The sequence below is a fragment of the Micromonospora noduli genome (assembly GCF_003264475.1).
In the GTDB taxonomy this organism is placed as follows: domain Bacteria; phylum Actinomycetota; class Actinomycetes; order Mycobacteriales; family Micromonosporaceae; genus Micromonospora; species Micromonospora noduli.
In genome coordinates, this window is sequence record NZ_PYAC01000012.1 from 339,150 (window position 1) to 356,679 (window position 17,530).

18 protein-coding genes are annotated in these 17,530 nt (G+C 72.6%); 11 read left to right on the top strand and 7 right to left on the bottom strand.

From position 1 onward, the window contains the following. Positions 1 to 13: 13 nt before the first annotated feature. From MED15_RS16305 to MED15_RS16315, 3 genes are read left to right on the top strand one after another with little or no spacing between them, the layout of a single operon-like run. On the top strand, positions 14 to 763 hold the full coding sequence (locus MED15_RS16305) for an ABC transporter ATP-binding protein (protein ID WP_167457660.1): 750 nt from the start codon (positions 14 to 16) through the stop codon (positions 761 to 763). Next, positions 757 to 3,180, top strand: a complete 2,424-nt coding sequence (locus MED15_RS16310; RefSeq protein WP_244220474.1) for an ABC transporter permease — start codon at positions 757 to 759, stop codon at positions 3,178 to 3,180. The genes MED15_RS16305 and MED15_RS16310 overlap by 7 nt, the downstream gene beginning before the upstream one ends. A 42-nt stretch (positions 3,181 to 3,222) precedes the next feature. Further along, a complete protein-coding gene (locus MED15_RS16315) occupies positions 3,223 to 4,233 on the top strand; it encodes a hypothetical protein (protein ID WP_112736078.1) in 1,011 nt (336 codons plus the stop codon). A 1-nt stretch (position 4,234) separates the two neighbouring features. Here MED15_RS16315 and MED15_RS16320 read toward each other — a convergent pair whose 3' ends face one another. The 4 genes from MED15_RS16320 to MED15_RS16335 are packed head-to-tail and all read right to left on the bottom strand — an operon-like array spanning position 4,235 to position 7,273. After that, positions 4,235 to 4,798 (bottom strand): SOUL family heme-binding protein, encoded by a 564-nt coding sequence (locus MED15_RS16320; RefSeq protein WP_112731841.1) that lies wholly within the window; start codon positions 4,796 to 4,798, stop codon positions 4,235 to 4,237. 32 nt (positions 4,799 to 4,830) lie between these two features. Beyond that, positions 4,831 to 5,580 carry a YqeB family protein gene (locus MED15_RS16325; protein ID WP_112698722.1) on the bottom strand — a complete coding sequence of 250 codons (750 nt, stop codon included), beginning with the start codon at positions 5,578 to 5,580 and terminating at the stop codon, positions 4,831 to 4,833. Between the two features lie 2 nt (positions 5,581 to 5,582). Further along, entirely contained in the window at positions 5,583 to 6,380 is a 798-nt protein-coding gene (locus MED15_RS16330; protein ID WP_112582272.1) for an ABC transporter permease, read from the bottom strand. Beyond that, positions 6,377 to 7,273 (bottom strand): ABC transporter ATP-binding protein, encoded by an 897-nt coding sequence (locus MED15_RS16335; protein ID WP_091397128.1) that lies wholly within the window; start codon positions 7,271 to 7,273, stop codon positions 6,377 to 6,379. The genes MED15_RS16330 and MED15_RS16335 overlap by 4 nt, the downstream gene beginning before the upstream one ends. A 132-nt stretch (positions 7,274 to 7,405) precedes the next feature. Here MED15_RS16335 and MED15_RS16340 point away from each other — a divergent pair, with 132 nt between their 5' ends. From MED15_RS16340 to MED15_RS16355, 4 genes are all read left to right on the top strand, one after another. Next, positions 7,406 to 8,659: a sensor histidine kinase gene (locus MED15_RS16340; protein WP_112601807.1), complete on the top strand. Its 1,254-nt coding sequence runs from the start codon at positions 7,406 to 7,408 to the stop codon at positions 8,657 to 8,659. Next, complete coding sequence (locus tag MED15_RS16345; protein WP_112736080.1) at positions 8,638 to 9,369, top strand: response regulator transcription factor; 732 nt, start codon at positions 8,638 to 8,640, stop codon at positions 9,367 to 9,369. Before MED15_RS16340 ends, MED15_RS16345 begins: the two co-directional genes overlap by 22 nt. A gap of 96 nt (positions 9,370 to 9,465) precedes the next feature. Next, entirely contained in the window at positions 9,466 to 10,890 is a 1,425-nt protein-coding gene (locus tag MED15_RS16350) for an ATP-binding protein (RefSeq protein ID WP_181562606.1), read from the top strand. Positions 10,891 to 11,035: 145 nt separating this feature from the next. Then, positions 11,036 to 11,389 (top strand): hypothetical protein, encoded by a 354-nt coding sequence (locus MED15_RS16355; RefSeq protein WP_225855057.1) that lies wholly within the window; start codon positions 11,036 to 11,038, stop codon positions 11,387 to 11,389. A 103-nt stretch (positions 11,390 to 11,492) separates the two neighbouring features. Here the strand turns inward: MED15_RS16355 and MED15_RS16360 are convergent, their stop codons facing one another. Beyond that, positions 11,493 to 12,272, bottom strand: coding sequence for a D-Ala-D-Ala carboxypeptidase family metallohydrolase (locus MED15_RS16360; RefSeq protein WP_112582264.1), 780 nt, complete (start codon positions 12,270 to 12,272; stop codon positions 11,493 to 11,495). 305 nt (positions 12,273 to 12,577) lie between these two features. On the opposite strand from MED15_RS16360, the gene MED15_RS16365 reads away from it, so the two are divergent. Beyond that, complete coding sequence (locus MED15_RS16365) at positions 12,578 to 13,216, top strand: DUF6642 family protein (RefSeq protein WP_091393643.1); 639 nt, start codon at positions 12,578 to 12,580, stop codon at positions 13,214 to 13,216. A gap of 42 nt (positions 13,217 to 13,258) precedes the next feature. Next, on the top strand, positions 13,259 to 13,723 hold the full coding sequence (locus MED15_RS16370; RefSeq protein ID WP_112582263.1) for a PPOX class F420-dependent oxidoreductase: 465 nt from the start codon (positions 13,259 to 13,261) through the stop codon (positions 13,721 to 13,723). 23 nt (positions 13,724 to 13,746) lie between these two features. Here MED15_RS16370 and MED15_RS16375 read toward each other — a convergent pair whose 3' ends face one another. Together MED15_RS16375 and MED15_RS16380 are read right to left on the bottom strand one after the other, a co-directional pair. Then, on the bottom strand, positions 13,747 to 14,388 hold the full coding sequence (locus MED15_RS16375) for an NAD(P)-dependent oxidoreductase (RefSeq protein WP_112736084.1): 642 nt from the start codon (positions 14,386 to 14,388) through the stop codon (positions 13,747 to 13,749). Between the two features lie 52 nt (positions 14,389 to 14,440). Then, positions 14,441 to 15,673 (bottom strand): serine hydrolase domain-containing protein, encoded by a 1,233-nt coding sequence (locus MED15_RS16380; protein WP_112736086.1) that lies wholly within the window; start codon positions 15,671 to 15,673, stop codon positions 14,441 to 14,443. A 96-nt stretch (positions 15,674 to 15,769) separates the two neighbouring features. Here MED15_RS16380 and MED15_RS16385 point away from each other — a divergent pair, with 96 nt between their 5' ends. Together MED15_RS16385 and MED15_RS16390 are read left to right on the top strand one after the other, a co-directional pair. Continuing rightward, positions 15,770 to 16,363 (top strand): pentapeptide repeat-containing protein, encoded by a 594-nt coding sequence (locus MED15_RS16385; protein WP_112582257.1) that lies wholly within the window; start codon positions 15,770 to 15,772, stop codon positions 16,361 to 16,363. A gap of 282 nt (positions 16,364 to 16,645) precedes the next feature. Further along, positions 16,646 to 17,503 (top strand): hypothetical protein, encoded by an 858-nt coding sequence (locus MED15_RS16390; RefSeq protein WP_244220475.1) that lies wholly within the window; start codon positions 16,646 to 16,648, stop codon positions 17,501 to 17,503. Positions 17,504 to 17,530 lie beyond the last annotated feature (27 nt).

The following is a 17,530-nucleotide window of genomic DNA, read 5'->3' on the forward strand; positions in this document are numbered from 1 at the left end:
CACCGTAACGGTCATGACCACAGACACGGTGACCCTGACGGGGCTGCGCGCGGTGTACGGCACCGGGACCCGGCGGGTGACGGCGCTCGACGGCGTGACCACCGGCTTCGCGAGCGGCACGTTCACGGCGGTGATGGGCCCCTCCGGCTCGGGGAAGTCCACCCTGCTGCACTGCGCGGCGGGGCTGGACCGTCCGACCGAGGGGACCGTCACGATCGACGGCACCAACCTCAACGACCTCGGTGAGGACGAGCTGACCCGGCTGCGGCGGGACCGGATCGGCTTCGTCTTCCAGGCGTTCAACCTCGTGTCCACGCTGACCGCGGCGCAGAACGTCGAGTTGCCGTCGCGCCTGGCCCGCCGCCGCCCGCCGGTCGGGGACGTCGCCGCCGCCCTCGACGCCGTCGGCCTCGCCGACCGGGCCGGGCACCGGCCGAGTGAGCTGTCCGGCGGGGAGCAGCAGCGCGTCGCCGTGGCCCGAGCGTTGATCACCCGTCCGGCGGTGGTCTTCGCCGACGAGCCGACCGGGGCGTTGGACAGCGCCTCCTCCCGGCAGGTGCTCCGGCTGTTGCGGGCGCTCGTCGACGACCACGGGCAGACCGTCGTGATGGTGACCCACGATCCCGCCGCCGCCGCGTACGCCGATCGGGTCCTCCTGCTGGCCGACGGGCGCGTCGTCGACGAGCTGACCGGCGGGATCACCGCCGCCGCCGTCGCCGCCCGGATCGCCGAGCGGGAAACCGTAGCGGAGTCGTCGTGCTGAGCGTCCGGCGGTCGGCAAGCGCGTTCGTGGCCGTCGCCATCGGGGTCACACTGGTCGCGGCGGCCACACTGCTGCTCGCTTCCGGGCGCCCGCAGGTGCCGGACCGGCTGGCGCGGGCGGCGGTAGTGGTGCAGAGCCCCGAGGCGGGTGCGTCCGCTGACGAGTTCGTGCCGACCCGGCCCTGGTCCGCCACCACGGCGGCGGAGTTGGTCGGCAGGCTGGCCGGTCTGCCGGACGTGGTGGCGGCGGTGCCGGACCGCACCTTCTACGCGCAGCCCCTCGTCGACGGCCGACCCTCGGCCGCCGAAACCCGGCGCGAGGACGCCTACCAGGGGCACGGCTGGTCCAGCGCCCAGCTGGGTGGGCTGCGACTCACGGCCGGCGAGCCACCCCGCCGGCCCGGCGAGGTGGTCGTCGACAGCGCGCTCGGACTGCGCGCCGGCGCACCGGTCACAGTGCTGACCGCTGTGGGCCCGGAGTCGTACACCGTCAGCGGCCTGGTCGACGGACCGGGCGTCCATGTCGCGGACGCTGTCGCCGCCACGCTCGCTCCCGGCGTGCGGGCCATCGGGCTGGTGCTCGCGCCGGACGCCGACGCCGAGCGGGTCGCCACGGCGGCTCGCGGAGTCGTCGGCGTTGACGGACGGGTGCTCACCGGTGACGCCCGTGGTGCGTTGGAGCCGCGCGGCGACGCCCGTACCCGGTGGATCGGCATGCAGGTGCTCACCGCCACGGCGGCCCTCGCCGGCTTCGTCACGGTGTTCGTGGTCGCCTCCACCTTCGCGTTCACCATCGCGCAGCGCCGCCGTGAGCTGGGCCTGCTGCGCGCCGTCGGCGCCACCGGACGCCAGGTCCGCCGCATGGTCCACACCGAGGCGCTCGCCGTCGGCGTCTCGGCGGGGCTCGTCGGCCTGCTGGTGGGCGCGGCGCTCGCCCCGCTGCTGGGTCGGCTGCTGGTCGACGTCGGCTACGAACCGTCGACCTTCCGGGTCCGCTACGAACTCTGGCCGATCGCGGTCTCGCTCGCCGCCGGGCCGGTGATCGCGTTGCTGGCCGTCTGGTCGGCGTCGCGCCGAGCGGCGCGGGTCCGCCCGTTGGAGGCACTACGCGATGCCGCCGTGGAACAGCGACCGATCGGCCGGCTGCGTGCCGTCACCGGGGCGCTGCTCCTCGCGGCGGGGGCCGCTCTCAGTCTGGGTACGGCGACCGCCGACGAGGCCCGGGTGGGGGCGCAGTACGCGCTCTACGCGGTGATGGCGCTGGTGGCCGGCACCACAGTGCTCGCCCCGGTGGTGGTCGGACCGCTGGTGTGGCTGCTGCGTTCTCCGGTGCGTCGGCCCGGTGGCGCGATCGGGATGCTGGTCCGGGGCGGGGCGTTGACAGCGACCCGGCGGACCGCCGCCATCGCCGCGCCGGTGCTGCTCACTGTCGCGTTCGCGGTGCTGGTGTCCGGCATGGTGCGCACCAGCACCGCCGCGTACGCGGCGGGTCGGGCGGACAACGTGAACGCCGGCTGGATCGTCGTGCCGGACCGCGGGCCCGGCCTGTCCGACCGGGCCGTCGCCGCGACCGGCGGCACCGCGCTGCTGCCGACCACCGTCTACCGCACCGACCCCGGAACGTCGCCACCAGACCGGCCGATGACCGCGCTCGGCGTGGACCCGGAGGGCTTCGCCGCCGCGAACCGGGTGCTCACCGTCGTCGCCGGTTCGCTGAACGACCTGAGGGGTGACGACACGGTGGTGGTCAGCGCCTCGGCGAACCGGCTGCCGTCCGAGCCGTACCCGGTGGTCTTCGCCGACGGGACGACGGTGCCGTTGCGCGTCGTCGCCGTTGTCGACGACGCCTCGATCCCCGGCGACCTGCTCGTGCCGCGGGCCGTGGTGCGGGCGCACGACCCGTCGGCGCTGACGTCCACTGTGTACGTCCGGGACCGCATCGATCCACCGGTCGGCGCGCGGATCCTCGACGTTCCGGGCTGGGCGGCCGAGGCGGACGCCGCCGAGGACCGCCTCGTCTGGCTCTTCACAGTGCTGCTGATCGGGGTGTCCGCCGGCTACGGGGCCATCGCGGTGGCCAACACGCTGCTGCTGGCCGCCGCCGGCCGCGCCGCGGACCTGCGGCTGATCCGGATGGCCGGGGCGACCCGACGGCAGGTCATCTGGCTGGTCACGGCGGAGTCCGCCCTGGTGGTCCTGATCGGCGCGCTGCTGGGTGGGGCTGTCGCGTTCGTTGGTCTGCTCAGCATCAGCGCCGGCCTCGCCGAGCAGGTCGGTGCTCCCGTCGATCTGGTGATGCCGTGGTCGGTGGTCGTCGGGGTGGTGGGGCTGTGCCTGCTGCTCGCGGTGCTGTCCAGTGTGTTGCCGACGTGGCGGCTGCTGCGTTACCGCCCCGCCCGCTCACCGGTCGGCGGATGACCGCGCCCCCCGCACGGGCGGTGGGCCCGTTACCGTCCACGGATGCGATCCGCGCGCCCGGTCGGGCTGCTCCTCTCCGCCGCCGCCGTCGCGCTCTGGGCGTACGGCATGACCACGTGGCAACCGCTGACCGAGCCGCTCGGCCCGTGGTCGGAGAGCCTGCCGGGCAACAACGCCTACTGGGCGCGCGACCTGCGGTTCATGGCGATCATGGCGGTGCCGCTCGGGCTGGTGCTAGCCGGGCGCGGGCAGGTGCGGTGGAGCGGCCCGGCGGTGGTGCTGGGCGGCTGCTGGATCGCCGCCGACGTGGCTGTCGACCGGGCCGACCCGATCGGCCTCGACGCGACGGTGCTGCTCGCCGTCGCCGGCTACGCCGTGCTCGGCGTGGTCGCGGCGCTCCTGCTCTGGTGGGAGCGCGCCGCGCCGCAGACGCGGGAGCCTGGCACGACTCCGGCCGCCGACCGGCGGGTGCTGACCGGGGCGGCCTGCGTGGCCGGGGTGCTGACGCTGGTGGCGGCCGGAATCGAGTCACCGACCGACCGGGAGCCGGAGCTGAACCAGGGCGCCCTGGCCACGGCGGCGCTGCTGGTGGCAGTGGCCGTCGGTGCCGCGCTGGCGGCGGCTCCGGCGCGGACCCGGGCTCGCGTCGGGCTGGCGGCCGGCCTCGTCGTGGCGGCCCTGCTCGGCGTCGGGCTGGTCCGTGCCGCCGCGCCCGGTGAACGACTCCTGCCGGAGGCCGCTCTCGGGGCGGTGCTGCTCACCGGGGTCACAGTGCTGGCCTGGGACTGGCCGGGTGGTCGGCCGATCTGGTGGCACCACGCCCTGGCCGCGCTCGTCGCGCTGGTGGGCCCGTTGGTGTTCCTGGTGGCCACGGCCGTCCCGATGATGCTCCTGCTGCCGATCGGGGCGAGTTTCACAGCGCTGGCCGGCAACAGCCCGATCAACGCCGCCGACTCCGATCTGCTGGTCTCCCTGGCCGGGCTGCTCTCGGGGCTGGGTATGGCAGTGCTGCTGGCCCGGCCGAGCGTCGAAGACCGTCGGCGGCTCAGGTAGCTCACTCGACGACCGGCAGCACCACCTCGTTGCGGCGCAGGAACCACGGCTTCCACGGCGGGTCGAAGCGCGCGTACCGGATGGCGCCGGTCGGTTGCAGCCCGGCGGCGGTCACTGACCGGCCGAGCATCGTGGCCCGCTGGCTGAACGCCTGCTCCGTCCACCGCCCGGAGAACCGCATCGCCGCCGCCAGCCGCGCCGGAACCGCGCGGATCCGCACCCGGGCGTCCACCGGCTCGGGCAGGGTGGCGGTGGTGAAGCTGGCCGGCATGACGAACTGGATCAGGTACGCGCCCGGCCACTCACCCTCGATCTGCACCACCGGCACCGTCATGGCGATCTTCTCCGAGCCGCTGGCCGCCGCCGTCGCCGGCGCGGCGGAGCCGATCGGGTGCCGGGCCCGATTGGCGCCACCGATGTACGCGGCCAGCGGCCGGAACGCCTCGATCGGCGCCCGGGTGAACGACGCCTGGATCTGCATCTCGGCCACCAGGTGGGCGGGGTACCGACGCAGCTCGAAGCCGGGGTGTCGGGACACCACCCGGTACGGCTGCTGTTCGGTCATCGCGCGGCTCCCAGCGTCTGCTGGGACAGACGCTACCGCCCGTCCGGCTCCCGCTCGGCCGAAGTCGGCTGCTCCGGCCCGGGGGCGAGGGCCCGGGTGGTCAACCGCCAGTACTGCCGCTTGCCCTCGTCGCGCAGCACCACCCCGATCTGGCCCAGCTCGCGGCGCAACTCCCGGGCGTCGTCGCGGCGGTCCCGCTCGATGGCCCGGTCCCGGGCACGCAGCAGCGCGTCCGCGCCGGCCGGCAACCCGGGCAGGTCCGGAACCCACAGCCGGTACGCCGACCGGTGCGGGTCGTCGTCCGCCCAGCCCCAGCCGTGCGCCCGGAACGCCGCCGCCAGTTGGGCGGCCGGCAGGTCCGTCGACTCCCGGACCAGTTCCGCGCCGTCGGCGTCCAGCAGCACCAGGTGCTTGTCGGCGAGGAAGACCACCCGGGTGTCGACCCGGGCGATGGTCCGGTTCTCATCGGAGCGGCGCAGCTGGACCTGCGCCCCGTCGACGGTGACGATCAACCGTTCGGCGGTGCCGATCCCGGCGATGACCAGGCCGGCCAGGACGCCCACCCCGATGGTGCCGGCGGTGGCCTGCGGCTCGGGCAGCCGGTCCAACCACTCGATCAGGTCGCCGAACGGCACCCAGGGCAGCCGGGCGAGCCAGCCCGTCGCCGCCGCGAGGAGCCATCCGGCGCCCGCGCCGAGCAGCGGAAAGCCACCCCACAGGACCGCCAGCTCCAGCAGGCCGCCGCTGACCACGGTGCGCGGACGGTAGCTGGCCATGTCCATGGTCAGGACACCTCGCGGCGGAGCGTCCGGAACAGCCCGGCGGCCAGCGGGAGGACCATCCAGACCAGCAGGGACACCACAATCCGTCCCCACTGGCCCCCGGTCAGGGCGTCGCTGCTGAACAACGGTTCCATGGTCTTGCTGGTGTCCAACCATTCGGAGGGACCGCGCAGCGGCTTGACCATCTCGCCGAGCACCCCCCACAGGGTGGGCAGCAGCAGGTAGCCGACGATCGCCAGCGGCGGGTTGAGCAGCAGCAGACCGAAGGCGGCACCCATCAACACGCTGGTGACCTGGAGGATCCCCGCGTTCAGGACCAGCGACCAGTCGAACTCCCAGGTGCCCGCCCCGCCGGTGGCGGACGCCACCAGCGTGCCGACGGCGGCGACCGCGAGGCTGGCCAGCACCGAGGCGAGCGCGGTGAGCATCACGGCGAACAGCTTCGCGGCGACCACCCGCTCCCGGCGGGGCACCAGGGCGTACGTGGTGAGCGCGGTGCGCTGCGACCACTCACTGGTGATCGACAGGATGCCCAGCACCGGCAGCAGCACCGACACCGGCAGCAGTGAGGGGACGAAGAAGTTGAGGAAGGTCTGGTCGGCCTCCCCGGCGTAGATCAGTTGCAGGATGACGATCGCGGCGGTGGTCAGGCCGATGGTGATCAGCAGCCAGCGACCGGCCCGGGTGTCGACGAGCTTGCGCAGCTCCACGCCGGTGAGCCGGAGCAGCGACGGTCGACGTACCGGAGTGTGGTGCCGGGGCGCGACGGCGCCGGCGGCGGGCGCGGTGGTGGTGGTCATCGGACGGCCTCCTTGGTCGATTCGCCGGCGGTCAGGGTGAGGAAGAGCTGTTCGAGGCCGCCGCCGCTGGCGGGGCGCAGCTCGGCCAACGCGACGCCGGCATCGGCGGCGGCCTGGCCGACCGCCTCGGCGTCGGCCTGCACGAGCAGCCCCTCCGAGCTGTCGGCGGCGCTCAAGTTGGCCACCTCCAGCGCCCGCCGCAGCGCCGCACTGTCGCGGGCCCGGACCACAGTGCCGCCGCCAGCCAGCAGCTCGTTCTTGTCGCCCTGGGCCACGATCCGGCCGCCCCCGATAACCACCAGCCGGTCCGCGACCGCCTCCACCTCGCGCAGCAGGTGGGAGGAGAGCAGCACGGTGCCGCCCCGGTCGGCGAAGTCGCGCAGCAGGCCGCGCATCCAGAAGATCCCCTCCGGGTCCAGACCGTTGGCCGGCTCGTCGAGGATCAACACCCGGGGGTCGCCGAGCAGCGCGTGCGCCAGCCCGAGCCGTTGGCGCATACCCAACGAGTACGCCCGTACCCGACGCTTCGCGGCCACCGCGTTCAACCCGACCAGGTCGAGCTTCGCGGCGACCTCGCGCCGGTCCAGACCCATGGTGTACGCGGACAGCGTCAACGCCTCGCGGCCGGTGCGCCCGGCGTGCTGGGCGGAGGCGTCCAGCAGCACCCCGACCTCCCGCCCCGGGTTGGGCAGCTCCTGGTACGGGTGCCCGGAGACCGTGGCGCGGCCGGCGGTCGGCGTGGTCAGCCCGCAGATCATGCGCATGGTCGTCGACTTGCCGGCGCCGTTGGGGCCGAGGAAGCCGGTGACGGTGCCCGGCTCGCACTGGAACGACACGTCGTCCACGGCCGGGTGTGGCCCGTATCGCTTGGTGAGGTTCTCTACGGTGATCATGCGGTTGAGCCTGCCCGCGCCGCCCGGCCATCCGCTGCGGCCACCGGTCGGTGCTCCGTCGACCTTGGTCGATCATCGGATCTCGACTTTGGTAGCTGGTTGTCGGGCCCCGATGCTGCCTAGCATGGGCGCGTGACCAGCCTCGCCGTCCCGGAGCACCCCTGGCTGCTGCCAGGGGAGCTGGTGGTGCCGGCTGACCGCGGGCGTACGCGTCCGCGTCGCACCACCCGCGACTGGATCGTGGACAGCGTCGCGTTCCTGGTCTCCCTGCTCTGGGTGCTCTTCGCCACCGCCGACGCCCTGTCGCCCGACCCGGCGATGGCCACTCCGCTCCCGCACGACTGGATGACCGGTGCCGACGCCGTGATCGGGTTGGTCTGCTGCGGGCTGCTCTGGATGCGCCGCCGATGGCCGCTCGGGCTGATAGTGGCGACGACACCGCTGACGCTGTTCTCGATGGCCGCCGCCATCCCGCTGCTGATCTTCTACTTCACTGTGGTGGTGCACCGGCGGACCGCCATCGCGATCGCGGTCACCGGTGCCGGTCTCGTCACCAACCTGGTCTTCAGTTGGACACGCCCGGACCCGAGCATGCCCTACTGGGCCACCGTGTCCTGGGGAGTGGTGCTCAGTTTCGCGGTGCTGGCCTGGGGGATGTTCGTCCGGGCCCGCCGGCAGTTGATCGTGTCGTTGCGGGAGCGGGCCGAGCGGGCCGAGGCGGAGCAGCAGCTGCGGGTCACCCAGGCCCGCCACCTCGAACGCACCCGGATCGCCCGGGAGATGCACGACGTGCTGGCCCACCGGATCTCGCTGCTCAGCCTGCACGCGGGTGCGCTGGAGTTCCGCCCGGACGCGCCGGCCGACGAGGTGGCCCGGGCCGCCGGGGTGATCCGGGGCAGCGCGCACGCCGCCCTCCAGGACCTGCGCGAGGTGATCGGGGTGCTCCGCGCCGAGGACGACGGTGCCGGCGACGCCCCCGAGCCGCCGCAGCCCACCCTCGCCGACCTGCCGGCCCTGATCGCCGAGTCGCGGTCGGCCGGGGTGCGGGTGAACGTCAGCGACAGCGTCGCCAGCCCGGGGGAGGTGCCGGCGGCGTTGGGCCGGGCCGCGTACCGGATCGTGCAGGAGGGGCTGACCAACGCCCGCAAGCACGCTGCCGGCGCGGCAGTCACCGTGGACGTGGCCGGCGGGCCGGGCGCCGGGCTGACCGTGGCGATCGGCAACCGGTGGCCGGTCGGCGCGCCGGCCGGCGGCACACTGCCGGGTGCCGGCACCGGCCTGGTCGGCATCAGCGAACGGGTGACCCTGGCCGGCGGGCGACTCGCCTACGGCCGGGACGACAGCGGTGACTTCCGGCTGGCCGCCTGGCTGCCGTGGCCGGCGTGACCAGCCCTGCCGGCGCGGCCGGCCCGCCGGACGCGGCCGCGCCCCCGGTACGCGTGCTGATCGTGGACGACGACGCGTTGGTCCGGGCCGGGCTCTCGATGATCCTCGGCGGTCTGCCGGACCTGACAGTGGTCGGCGAGGCGGCCGACGGTGGCGAGGTGCCGGCGGCCGTCGCCGCGTACGCCCCGGACGTGGTGCTGATGGACATCCGGATGCCCCGGGTCGACGGGCTGACCGCCACCGAGGCGCTGCGTGCTCAACCGCACCCGCCGGAGGTGCTGGTGCTGACGACCTTCGACGCCGACGAACAGGTGCTGCGGGCGCTCCGCGCCGGGGCGGCCGGTTTCCTGCTCAAGGACACCCCACCGGCGGAGATCGTGCGCGCCGTACGCCGGGTCGCGGCGGGCGAGGCGACGCTCTCGCCGACGGTGACCCGGACGTTGATCGCCCACGTGACCGCGGCCGCCCCTGGCCCGGTCGGCCCGGACCCGCGCCGCGAACGGGCGCTGCGGCTGCTCACCGGGCTCAGCGAGCGGGAGCGGCAGGTGGCGGTCGCGTTGGGGCGGGGCCGCACCAACGCGGAGATCGCGGGGGAGTTGTTCATGAGCGTGGCGACGGTGAAGGCGTACGTCTCCCGGCTGCTGACCCGACTGGAACTCAACAACCGGGTCCAGGTGGCGCTGCTCGTGCACGACGCCGGCCTCGTCTGACGAGGCCTTCGCCGGGGTCAAGGGCCGGACACACCAACGCGGATGAGGTTACACTCATTTTTGGTTGTTCCATCGTTGGTTGTGTCAGGAGTGATCGTGGACGGCTTTGTCGGACGGGACCGTGAACTCGACCTCCTGGGCGCCATGCTTTCTCGGGTGCGACGGGGTGGCCGTGCTGGTCGGCCTGGGCGGGCCCTTCTCATGCGCGGTCGGCGGCGGGTGGGCAAGTCCCGACTGGTCGAGGAGTTCGTGGAGCGGGCCGAGGTGCCGTACCTCTTCTTCACCGCCTCGGCGCAGCCGACCGTCGCAGCCGAGCTCGCCCTCTTCGTGGAGGAGGCGGCCGCCTCGACACTGCCGGGTGCGCAGATCCTTCGGGAGCAGCAACCACAGACCTGGGACGCCGCGCTGACCCTGCTCGCCGCCGCGCTGCCGTCCGACCGGCCGAGCGTCGTCGTCCTGGACGAGATGCCGTACCTCATCGCGGGCGACCCGGGTTTCGAGGGAACGTTGCAGAAGGTCTTCGATCGCGAGTTGTCCCGTCGACCGGTTCTCCTGATCTGCGTCGGATCGGACCTGGCCATGATGGAAGCCCTCAACGACTACGGCCGGCCGTTCCACCAGCGAGCCACGGAGATGGTCATTCCGCCGCTGAGCCCGGCCGACGTCAGCGACATGCTCGGCCTGTCCGCCGCCGACGCGTTCGACGCCTACCTGGTGTCCGGCGGTTTGCCGCTGATCCTCGACGAGTGGCCGACCGGTGCGTCGGTCCACGAGTATCTGACCGACGCGGTACGGGATCCGACCTCTGCCCTGCTGGTCAGCGGCGAGCGGGCACTGGCGGCGGAGTTTCCGCCCCAGTCCCAGGCGGGGCTGGTGCTGCGGGCCATCGGCTCCGGTGAGCGGACCTTCTCGCTGATCTCCCGCGCGGCAGGGGATCTTCCGCAGGCGTCCCTCAACCGCGCCCTGCGCCTGCTGAAACAGAAACGGGCCGTGGAGGTCACCGTTCCGCTGTCGACCAAGCCGTCGCGGGAGACCCGGTACTCGGTGGCCGATCCGTACCTGCGTTTCTGGTTGTCGTTCCTGGGGCCGCACCTCTCCGAGATCGAGCGGGGGCGGGGCGACCTGACCCTGGACCGGATCGACCGGTCGTGGACGTCCTGGCGAGGGCGAGCCATCGAACCTGTCGTCCGGGAGGCGCTGCGCCGGCTGCCCAGTGACCATCTACCGGCGGAGGCGGCGACGATCGGCGGCTACTGGACCCGGACCAACGACCCGGAGATCGACATAGTCGGCGCCGACCGTGCGCCCGTCGCTCGGAGCATCAGCTTCGTCGGATCGGTCAAGTGGCAGGAGAACCGACCCTTTGACGCGCATGACCTGGGCCGACTGCTCCTGCACCGGTCCCAGCTTCCCGGCGCCGACGAATCGGTGCCGGTCGTCGCCGTGTCGCGCAGCGGCACTGCCGTCGACGGCATCCGGGTGCTGTCGGCGGAGGATCTGCTTACCGCGTACCGGAATTGAACTTTCGTCCGGTGTCCGCCGTACCCATGGCCGAGGATGTCGGTGCGGTAGGTCCGCCGTACCGCTGCCGAACTGCGGGAGGCCTGCCGTGCGAGTTGGTGAGCAGTCGACGGATCCCATCGATCAGGTACTGGGTGAGGTGCCAATGCCGGCACCACTGACCCCGGAGGATGTCCGGCTCGCGGTCCGGGCGGTGGTCGTGCACACCGCCGAGGAGTGGCCCACCGGGCCGCTGTGCCGCAACGACGGCGCCTCCTACCCGTGCCGGCTGCACCGCTGGGGGCGTCGGGTGTTGGAGACACACGGGCTCAACGAGCGGCAGATCGAGGCGTTGATCCGGCATGGCAATCCGTTTGTGCACGTGCCGTTCCCGTTCACGGCGACCGGGCCGTCGCGGCAACAGGCCGCGCGAGTCGTCCCCCAGGGGGTACGGCCCACCGCTGCTGGCCGGCCGGTGACTCCCCCCGTCACCGCGCCGCGCTGGCCCCGGGCGAGCTGAGCGCGCTACCCCCTCCGCCCATCCGACCCGGGGCGACACGACGTCGGCCCGGCGCGAAGATTCCCCCTCCGCGTCGGGCCGACGTCGCTCTGAGCGGGTGGGCTCAGTTGCCAACCCCGCAGTCCGGGGCGGACCAGCTCGTCGTGTTCGAGCTGTCGTCGCTGTTGTTCTCCCGACGCGAGTCGACGTGCACGTGGTCGTCGTGGTCGGGGTAGCCCGGCCCGTAGATCCCACTGAAGCCGTTGTTACGGGCACCGCGGGCGACCTGGCACAGCGAGGACGTCCGTGAGGTCACGTCGGCCGCGTTGCCGTACAGGTGTTGGCTGTCGGACGCGCCGCCGACCTGGTTGTTGCAGGCGCGACTGCGGAACCCACTCGACACGTAGAGCGGCTTGTCACCGAGGCCCTTGCGCAGCGCCTCCAGCTTCCACATGGTGCGCAACGCGTTCTGCTTGGTCTGGTTCGCCGACAGCGGGCCGCCGCTCCACCCGCTCCCGCCGCAACCGTTGTCCAGCTCGCCGTAGGTGAAGTGTGCGGGCGTGCAGTCGTTGTCCTGGAGTTGGTACAGCTTGGCGAAGGTCTGTGGGCCGGCGATGCCGTCGGCGCGCAGCCCGTACGCCTGCTGGAACCGCTTGACCGCGGCGGCGGTCTTCGGCCCGTAGCGGCCGTCGTTCTCCACGATGTCCCGGTAGCCGGCCCACCCGGCGACCCGGATCTGCAACTGGCGGACGTCGTCGCCGGAGCGCCCCTGGCTCAGGGTGCGGTTCCAGGTGTAACAGCCGTCCGCGTACGCCGCCGGTGCGGCGATCACCGTGGCGATTGCGGCCCCGGGCAGTGCCAGGGCGAATGCGACAGCGACCCGCTTCAAGGTGTTTACGCGCACAGAAGTCCTCCCGATAGGAGAGCGAATGGGGTGGCACCAGGACATCGACCGAGAAGTCCCGTGATTTCCACCCTCGCACTGATCAGTGCCGTTGGAGGTGGTTAACGAGAATCGTGCTCACAATCTGCTGTCCCTGGGTATTGGCTGGGAATTCGGCTGATTTGCGAAACAGCCATTTCCGACCGATCACCCCGGCTGCGGTCAAGGGCACCGAACGTCGCAATCTGCCACACGGAGGGTGATGTTCCCGGGGCGATGGCGGCCGGTAACGTCAGCTGCGGGGCGGCGGACTGGCGGAGGTGCGCGTGGCACGCGGTGGCGTCTTCTGTGTCGAGGGTCAGTGGCACCGTGACCTCAACGAGCGGGGCTCGGTGCTGCCCACGCTGGAGCTGCTGGAGCGGCTGGGCAAGATCCGCTTCATCCACAAGGACGCGGCCACCCGCGACGAGTTGTTCTACTTCCTGGACCGTTGGCTGCTCAAGCAGTACGCCGACCACCGGGTCGGCTTCTTCGCCATGCACGGTGAGCCGAGCCGGCTCTGCCTGACCGACTGGCAGTCGGTGGAGTTGAACGAGGTGGCCGAGCTGATGGCTGGCCGCGCGGAGGGGCGGCGACTCTATTTCGGCAGCTGCTCGGTGCTGCGCGCCTCGGACGCGGTGCTGCGCGAGTTCCTGGAGGTCACCGGAGCTGCTCTGATCTGCGGTTTCACCCGGGAAGTCGACTGGGTCGAATCGGCGGCCTTCGAAACCGTGCTCCTCGACGTGCTCGCCAACGGCCAGCGACACAATGCCGCCGAGCTGCGGATGGGCTCCGCCCACTGGGCTCCGCTCGCGTCGTACCTCGGCTTTCGGGTGATCTACGCCAACGGTCGGGCCTGGCGTCCGTCCGGCCGCCCCCGGGTGCCCACCCAGGCGGTGCACCGCGCCGCGGCCCGACCCCGCTGACCCGCCGCCGCCGCTGCGCCCGCACCCTGGTAGGAACGGGGAATGGCACGCAGCATCGCAAGGAACACCCGGGTCGACCGGGACGGCCTGCTCGACTTCCTCCGGCCGCGACACCGCGTCGTGCTGATGACCACCCGCGCCGACGGGCGACCGCAGTCCTCCCCGGTCTCCGCAGGGGTCGACGGGCAGGGGCGGCTGGTCGTCTCCACCTACCCCGAGCGGGCCAAGGTGAGCAACCTCCGCCGCGACCCCCGGGTTTCGGCCTGCGTGCTCAGCGACGACTGGAACGGCCCCTGGGTGCAGATCGACGGCACCGCCGAGGTGCTCGACCTGCCCGAGGCACTGGAGCCCCTGGTCGAATACTTCCGCAGCATCTCGGGCGAGCACCCGGACTGGGACGACTACCGGGCGGCCATGGTGCGTCAGGGCAAGTCGCTGATCCGGGTCACCATCGACGCCTGGGGTCCGATTGCCACCGGTGGTTTCCCGGCCCGCCTCGCCGACTGACCGCGGCTGGCCCCGCAGCCGCGTCAGTACGCGGCGGTGAAGCGGGCGTTCGGGTGTCGCGGCTGCTCGATCTCGTCGATGATCGCCACCGCCAGGTCCTCGTAGGTGAGCACCGAGCGGCCCTGAGCATCGGTGACCGGCTGGTCGGTGCCGGTGCGGTAGTGCCCGGTGCGGGCGCCGGGGTGGAACTCCAGCGGGGGTGGCGAGACATACGTCCAGCTCACCCCGTCGGCCGACGTGCGGTAGTAGTCCAGCGCGTCCGCCTGCCCCAACGCCGATTCCCGGTACTCCGCCGGGAAGTCCGGTTCGTCGAGAATGCGGGTGCCGCCCGGGGTGAGCAGGGTGGACCCGCCGCCCAGGTGGATGATCCGCGGTGCGGCCGGCATCCCGCGCAGCGTGGTCACCAGGTTCTCCGCCGCGTTCCGCCACAGCTCGCGCTCGCCGCCGCCGATCGCCACGACCAGCGCGTCGGCGTCCGGCGCCAACTCCCGGACACTCCGCTCGCTGGTCGCGTCGCCGGTGACCGTCCGCACCCCGGCTGGTAGGTACGAGGTGGCCTCCGGGCGGCGGACGGCGGCGATCACCCGGTGCCCCCGGTCGACCGCCTCGGAAACGACCCGCGAACCGGCGGTGCCGCCCGCGCCAAACACGACGATGGTGCTCACCAGCTCAGGCTAGGGACTGGGCCAGCTCACGGTTGGTGGAACGACGATCCCGTCAGTCGATCAGGGCGGCGTAGACGAGCTGGCGCAGCTGGGAGCGGAGCGGATAGGTGCTCGACGGCATCAGCTGCGTGAACAGCAGCGCGGTGATCTCCTCGGCCGGGTCGACCCAGAACGCGGTGCTGGCCACCCCACCCCAGTAGTACTCCCCGACGCTGCTCGGCACCCGACTGGGGATCGGGTCGTCGACCACCGCGAAGCCGAGGCCGAAGCCGATCCCGTCCAGGGTGGTCTCGGCGAAGCCGCCGGTGGACAGGGTGCCCAGGTCCTGACCGCCGGGCAGGTGGTTGCGGGTCATGAACCGCACAGTGCGCGGCCCGAGTAGCCGGACGCCGTCCAGCTCACCGCCGCGCAGCAGCACCTGCGTGAATCGGTGGTAGTCGGCGGCGCTGGAGATCAGACCACCACCGCCGGAGAGCAGCGCCGGCTTGCTGAAGGCGAGCGACCCCAGGCTGTCGTAGCGGACGGCCCGGCCGCTGCGCGGTTCCGGTACGTAGAGCGCGGCCAGCCGCTCGGCCTCGTCGCCCTCCACCCACCAGCGGGTGTCGGTCATGCCGAGTGGGCCGAAGATCCGGTCGGCGAAGAACGCGTCGAGGCTCTGCCCGGAGATCACCTCGACGAGTCGGCCCAGCACGTCGGTGGCGACGGAGTAGCCCCACGCCGAGCCGGGCTGAAACAGCAGCGGCAGCTCGCCGAAGGCCGCGCAGGCGCCGGCCAGGTCGACGTCCGCCGGCGGGTACAGGTCGTAGCCGGCGGCCCGGTAGAGGCCGTCGACCACCGAGGTCTGCATGAAGCCGTACGTCAGGCCGGCCGTGTGGGTGAGCAGGTGCCAGACCCGGATCGGCTCGACCGCCGGCACCGTGTACGGCTTGAGCGCCGACCCCTTGGAGTAGACCCGCAGGTCGGCGAACTCGGGCAGCCAGCGGCTGATCTCGTCGGTCAGCTCGAACCGGCCCTCCTCCCACAGCATCATCGCCGCGACCGAGGTGACCGGCTTGGTCATCGAGTAGATCCGCCACAGGGTGTCGGCCTCGACCGGTGCGCCCGACTCCCGGTCGCGCAGCCCGTACGTCGAGGAGTGCGCCACCTCTCCACGACGGGTGACCACCACCTGCCAGCCGGCCAGCCGGCCGTCGTCGACGTACCGGCCGAAGTGCTCGTCGATCCGCGCGAGCCGCGCAGTGTCGAAACCGATCTGATCCGGGTCCTTGCTCCGAGCCACACTCACGACGCCGAACGTACTCGCCGGTACACCGCCACCGGAAGGGGGCCGCCGCCGGCCTGCCGGCCGTCGGCTGCCGGCGGCGCCCACTAGCCTGGCCGGATGCCGGAGTTGACCGAGGACGTGACCTTCCGCAACGAGGACTGGTACGGCGAGGAGCTGACCGATCGGCACTTCGTGGGTTGCGAGTTCTTCGGGGTGGACCTGACCGAGGCGGTGAGCAGGGGCGCGGTCTTCACCGGCTGCACGTTCGGCAACGTGGCGTTCAACGCCTCCCGACATGTCGACTCCGCCTTCACCCGTTGCGTCTTTCGGCGGTGCAACTTCTTCGAGGCCGAGTTCACCGGCTGCAAGCTGGTCGGCAGCACCTTCAGCGAGTGCGATCTGCGCCCCTTGACGGTGGACGGCGGTGACTGGTCCTTCGTCGCGTTGCCCGGTGCCGACCTGCGTGGCGTCCGGCTGACCGGGGTGCGCATGCGCGAGGTGGACCTCACCAGGGCCAACCTCACCGGTGCTACGGTCACCGGTGTCGATCTTTCCGGGGCGCAGTTGACCAATGTCCGGCTCGGCGGCGCCGACCTGCGGGGCAGCGATCTCACCGCGCTGGATCCGACGGTCGTCGAACGGGCCGGCGCCGTGATCGACGTCGAGCAGGCCGTGGTCGTCGCGCAACTGCTCGGCTTCCGGATCGGCTGACCCGAAGGCGCTCCTGGTCTGCCGAAGTGCCCGTCCGGGCGGGCCGGGTTGTCCGACAGCGTCCCATTGTGGGCTGGACACGTCCGGTAGTCCGGATCTAGCGTGTCGTCCACGCCCGGGTAAACGTGAAACTGCCCACAGTGGATGGTGTGGTCCTCGGCGGTGCAAAACGGCCGGGCGGCGGAGTTGGAGGGGTCGGTGGCGGACGAAGACCGCACGCGGGCTGGTTCGAGGGCTGGCGACGGGCCGCCGAAGCACCGTCCGCGCGCCATTACCGCCGGGGTGACCCGCAGGGTGTTGCGCCGCGCCCGACAGCGGCGGCGCTGGGCGGTGGAGGGAGCCGCCGTACTCGTCTGCCTGGTGGTGTTGATCTCGTACCTCGTCACCAGGCCCGGTCCGGCGCCGGACGACGACCAGGCGGGTCCGGGCGGCGTGCCCGCCGGTGCCGCCCGTTCCCCCGGTTTCCCGGCCGCCGACGGGCGCACCGGCGAGGCGGGGCCGGCGACGCCCGGCCTGCGTCCGCGCCAGCGCCCACCCTCGCCGGACCCGACGCCGTCGGCCAGCACGCCTGCCCCGCCGCCGGCTAAGCCCGGTCCGCCGTCGCTGACGGTGAGCCGGGGCGAGATGCCCGCGATCGTCAACCTCACCGCTGCTGGCGCCCGGGACTGGGTGCACTGGGGGGAGCGCGGCGGCGGATCGATGAACCGAAAGCGCTCCGGCTCCGGCGAGATCATTGACGGGGGTGGCTCAGGCCGGCGGGTCGGTTGGGACGGCAACCAGGAGTACGTGCGCTGGACCGACGGCACGCCGGAGCGGTCGACGAGCGGCAGCTCCAACGGCGTCTACGCCTGCGGTGCCGGGAACGGGTTCAGCCTCGCCGTCGCAGGCAGTGGTGAGCCGCGCACCGTCGAGCTCTACGGTGGCATCTGGATGGCTCGGGGGCGACTGGAAGCGCGGCTGTCCACCGGCGGGCCCGCCAGCACCGCCCGACTGGAAGACCCCTACACCAGTCAGAGTGCCCGGTTCACCATCCGCTTCACAGTGCCGAAGGGTGCCCGGCTGCTGCTGAGCTGGACCGTCGAGAAGGTCTTCACGTCGCACTGCGGCAACGTCGGCCTCCAGGCCGTGACGGTGCGTTGACTGACTGATCGCTGCGCGTTCGGCCAG

What these genes read in the sequence shown, in the direction of transcription:
- MED15_RS16385 (WP_112582257.1), top strand. Translation starts at nt 15,770, where the DNA reads ATGCCGGAGTTGACCGAGGACGTGACCTTCCGCAACGAGGACTGGTAC.
- MED15_RS16330 (WP_112582272.1), bottom strand. Translation starts at nt 6,380, where the DNA reads ATGACCACCACCACCGCGCCCGCCGCCGGCGCCGTCGCGCCCCGGCAC.
- MED15_RS16370 (WP_112582263.1), top strand. Translation starts at nt 13,259, where the DNA reads ATGGCACGCAGCATCGCAAGGAACACCCGGGTCGACCGGGACGGCCTG.
- MED15_RS16315 (WP_112736078.1), top strand. Translation starts at nt 3,223, where the DNA reads ATGCGATCCGCGCGCCCGGTCGGGCTGCTCCTCTCCGCCGCCGCCGTC.
- MED15_RS16305 (WP_167457660.1), top strand. Translation starts at nt 14, where the DNA reads ATGACCACAGACACGGTGACCCTGACGGGGCTGCGCGCGGTGTACGGC.
- MED15_RS16325 (WP_112698722.1), bottom strand. Translation starts at nt 5,580, where the DNA reads ATGGACATGGCCAGCTACCGTCCGCGCACCGTGGTCAGCGGCGGCCTG.
- MED15_RS16320 (WP_112731841.1), bottom strand. Translation starts at nt 4,798, where the DNA reads ATGACCGAACAGCAGCCGTACCGGGTGGTGTCCCGACACCCCGGCTTC.
- MED15_RS16355 (WP_225855057.1), top strand. Translation starts at nt 11,036, where the DNA reads ATGCCGGCACCACTGACCCCGGAGGATGTCCGGCTCGCGGTCCGGGCG.
- MED15_RS16335 (WP_091397128.1), bottom strand. Translation starts at nt 7,273, where the DNA reads ATGATCACCGTAGAGAACCTCACCAAGCGATACGGGCCACACCCGGCC.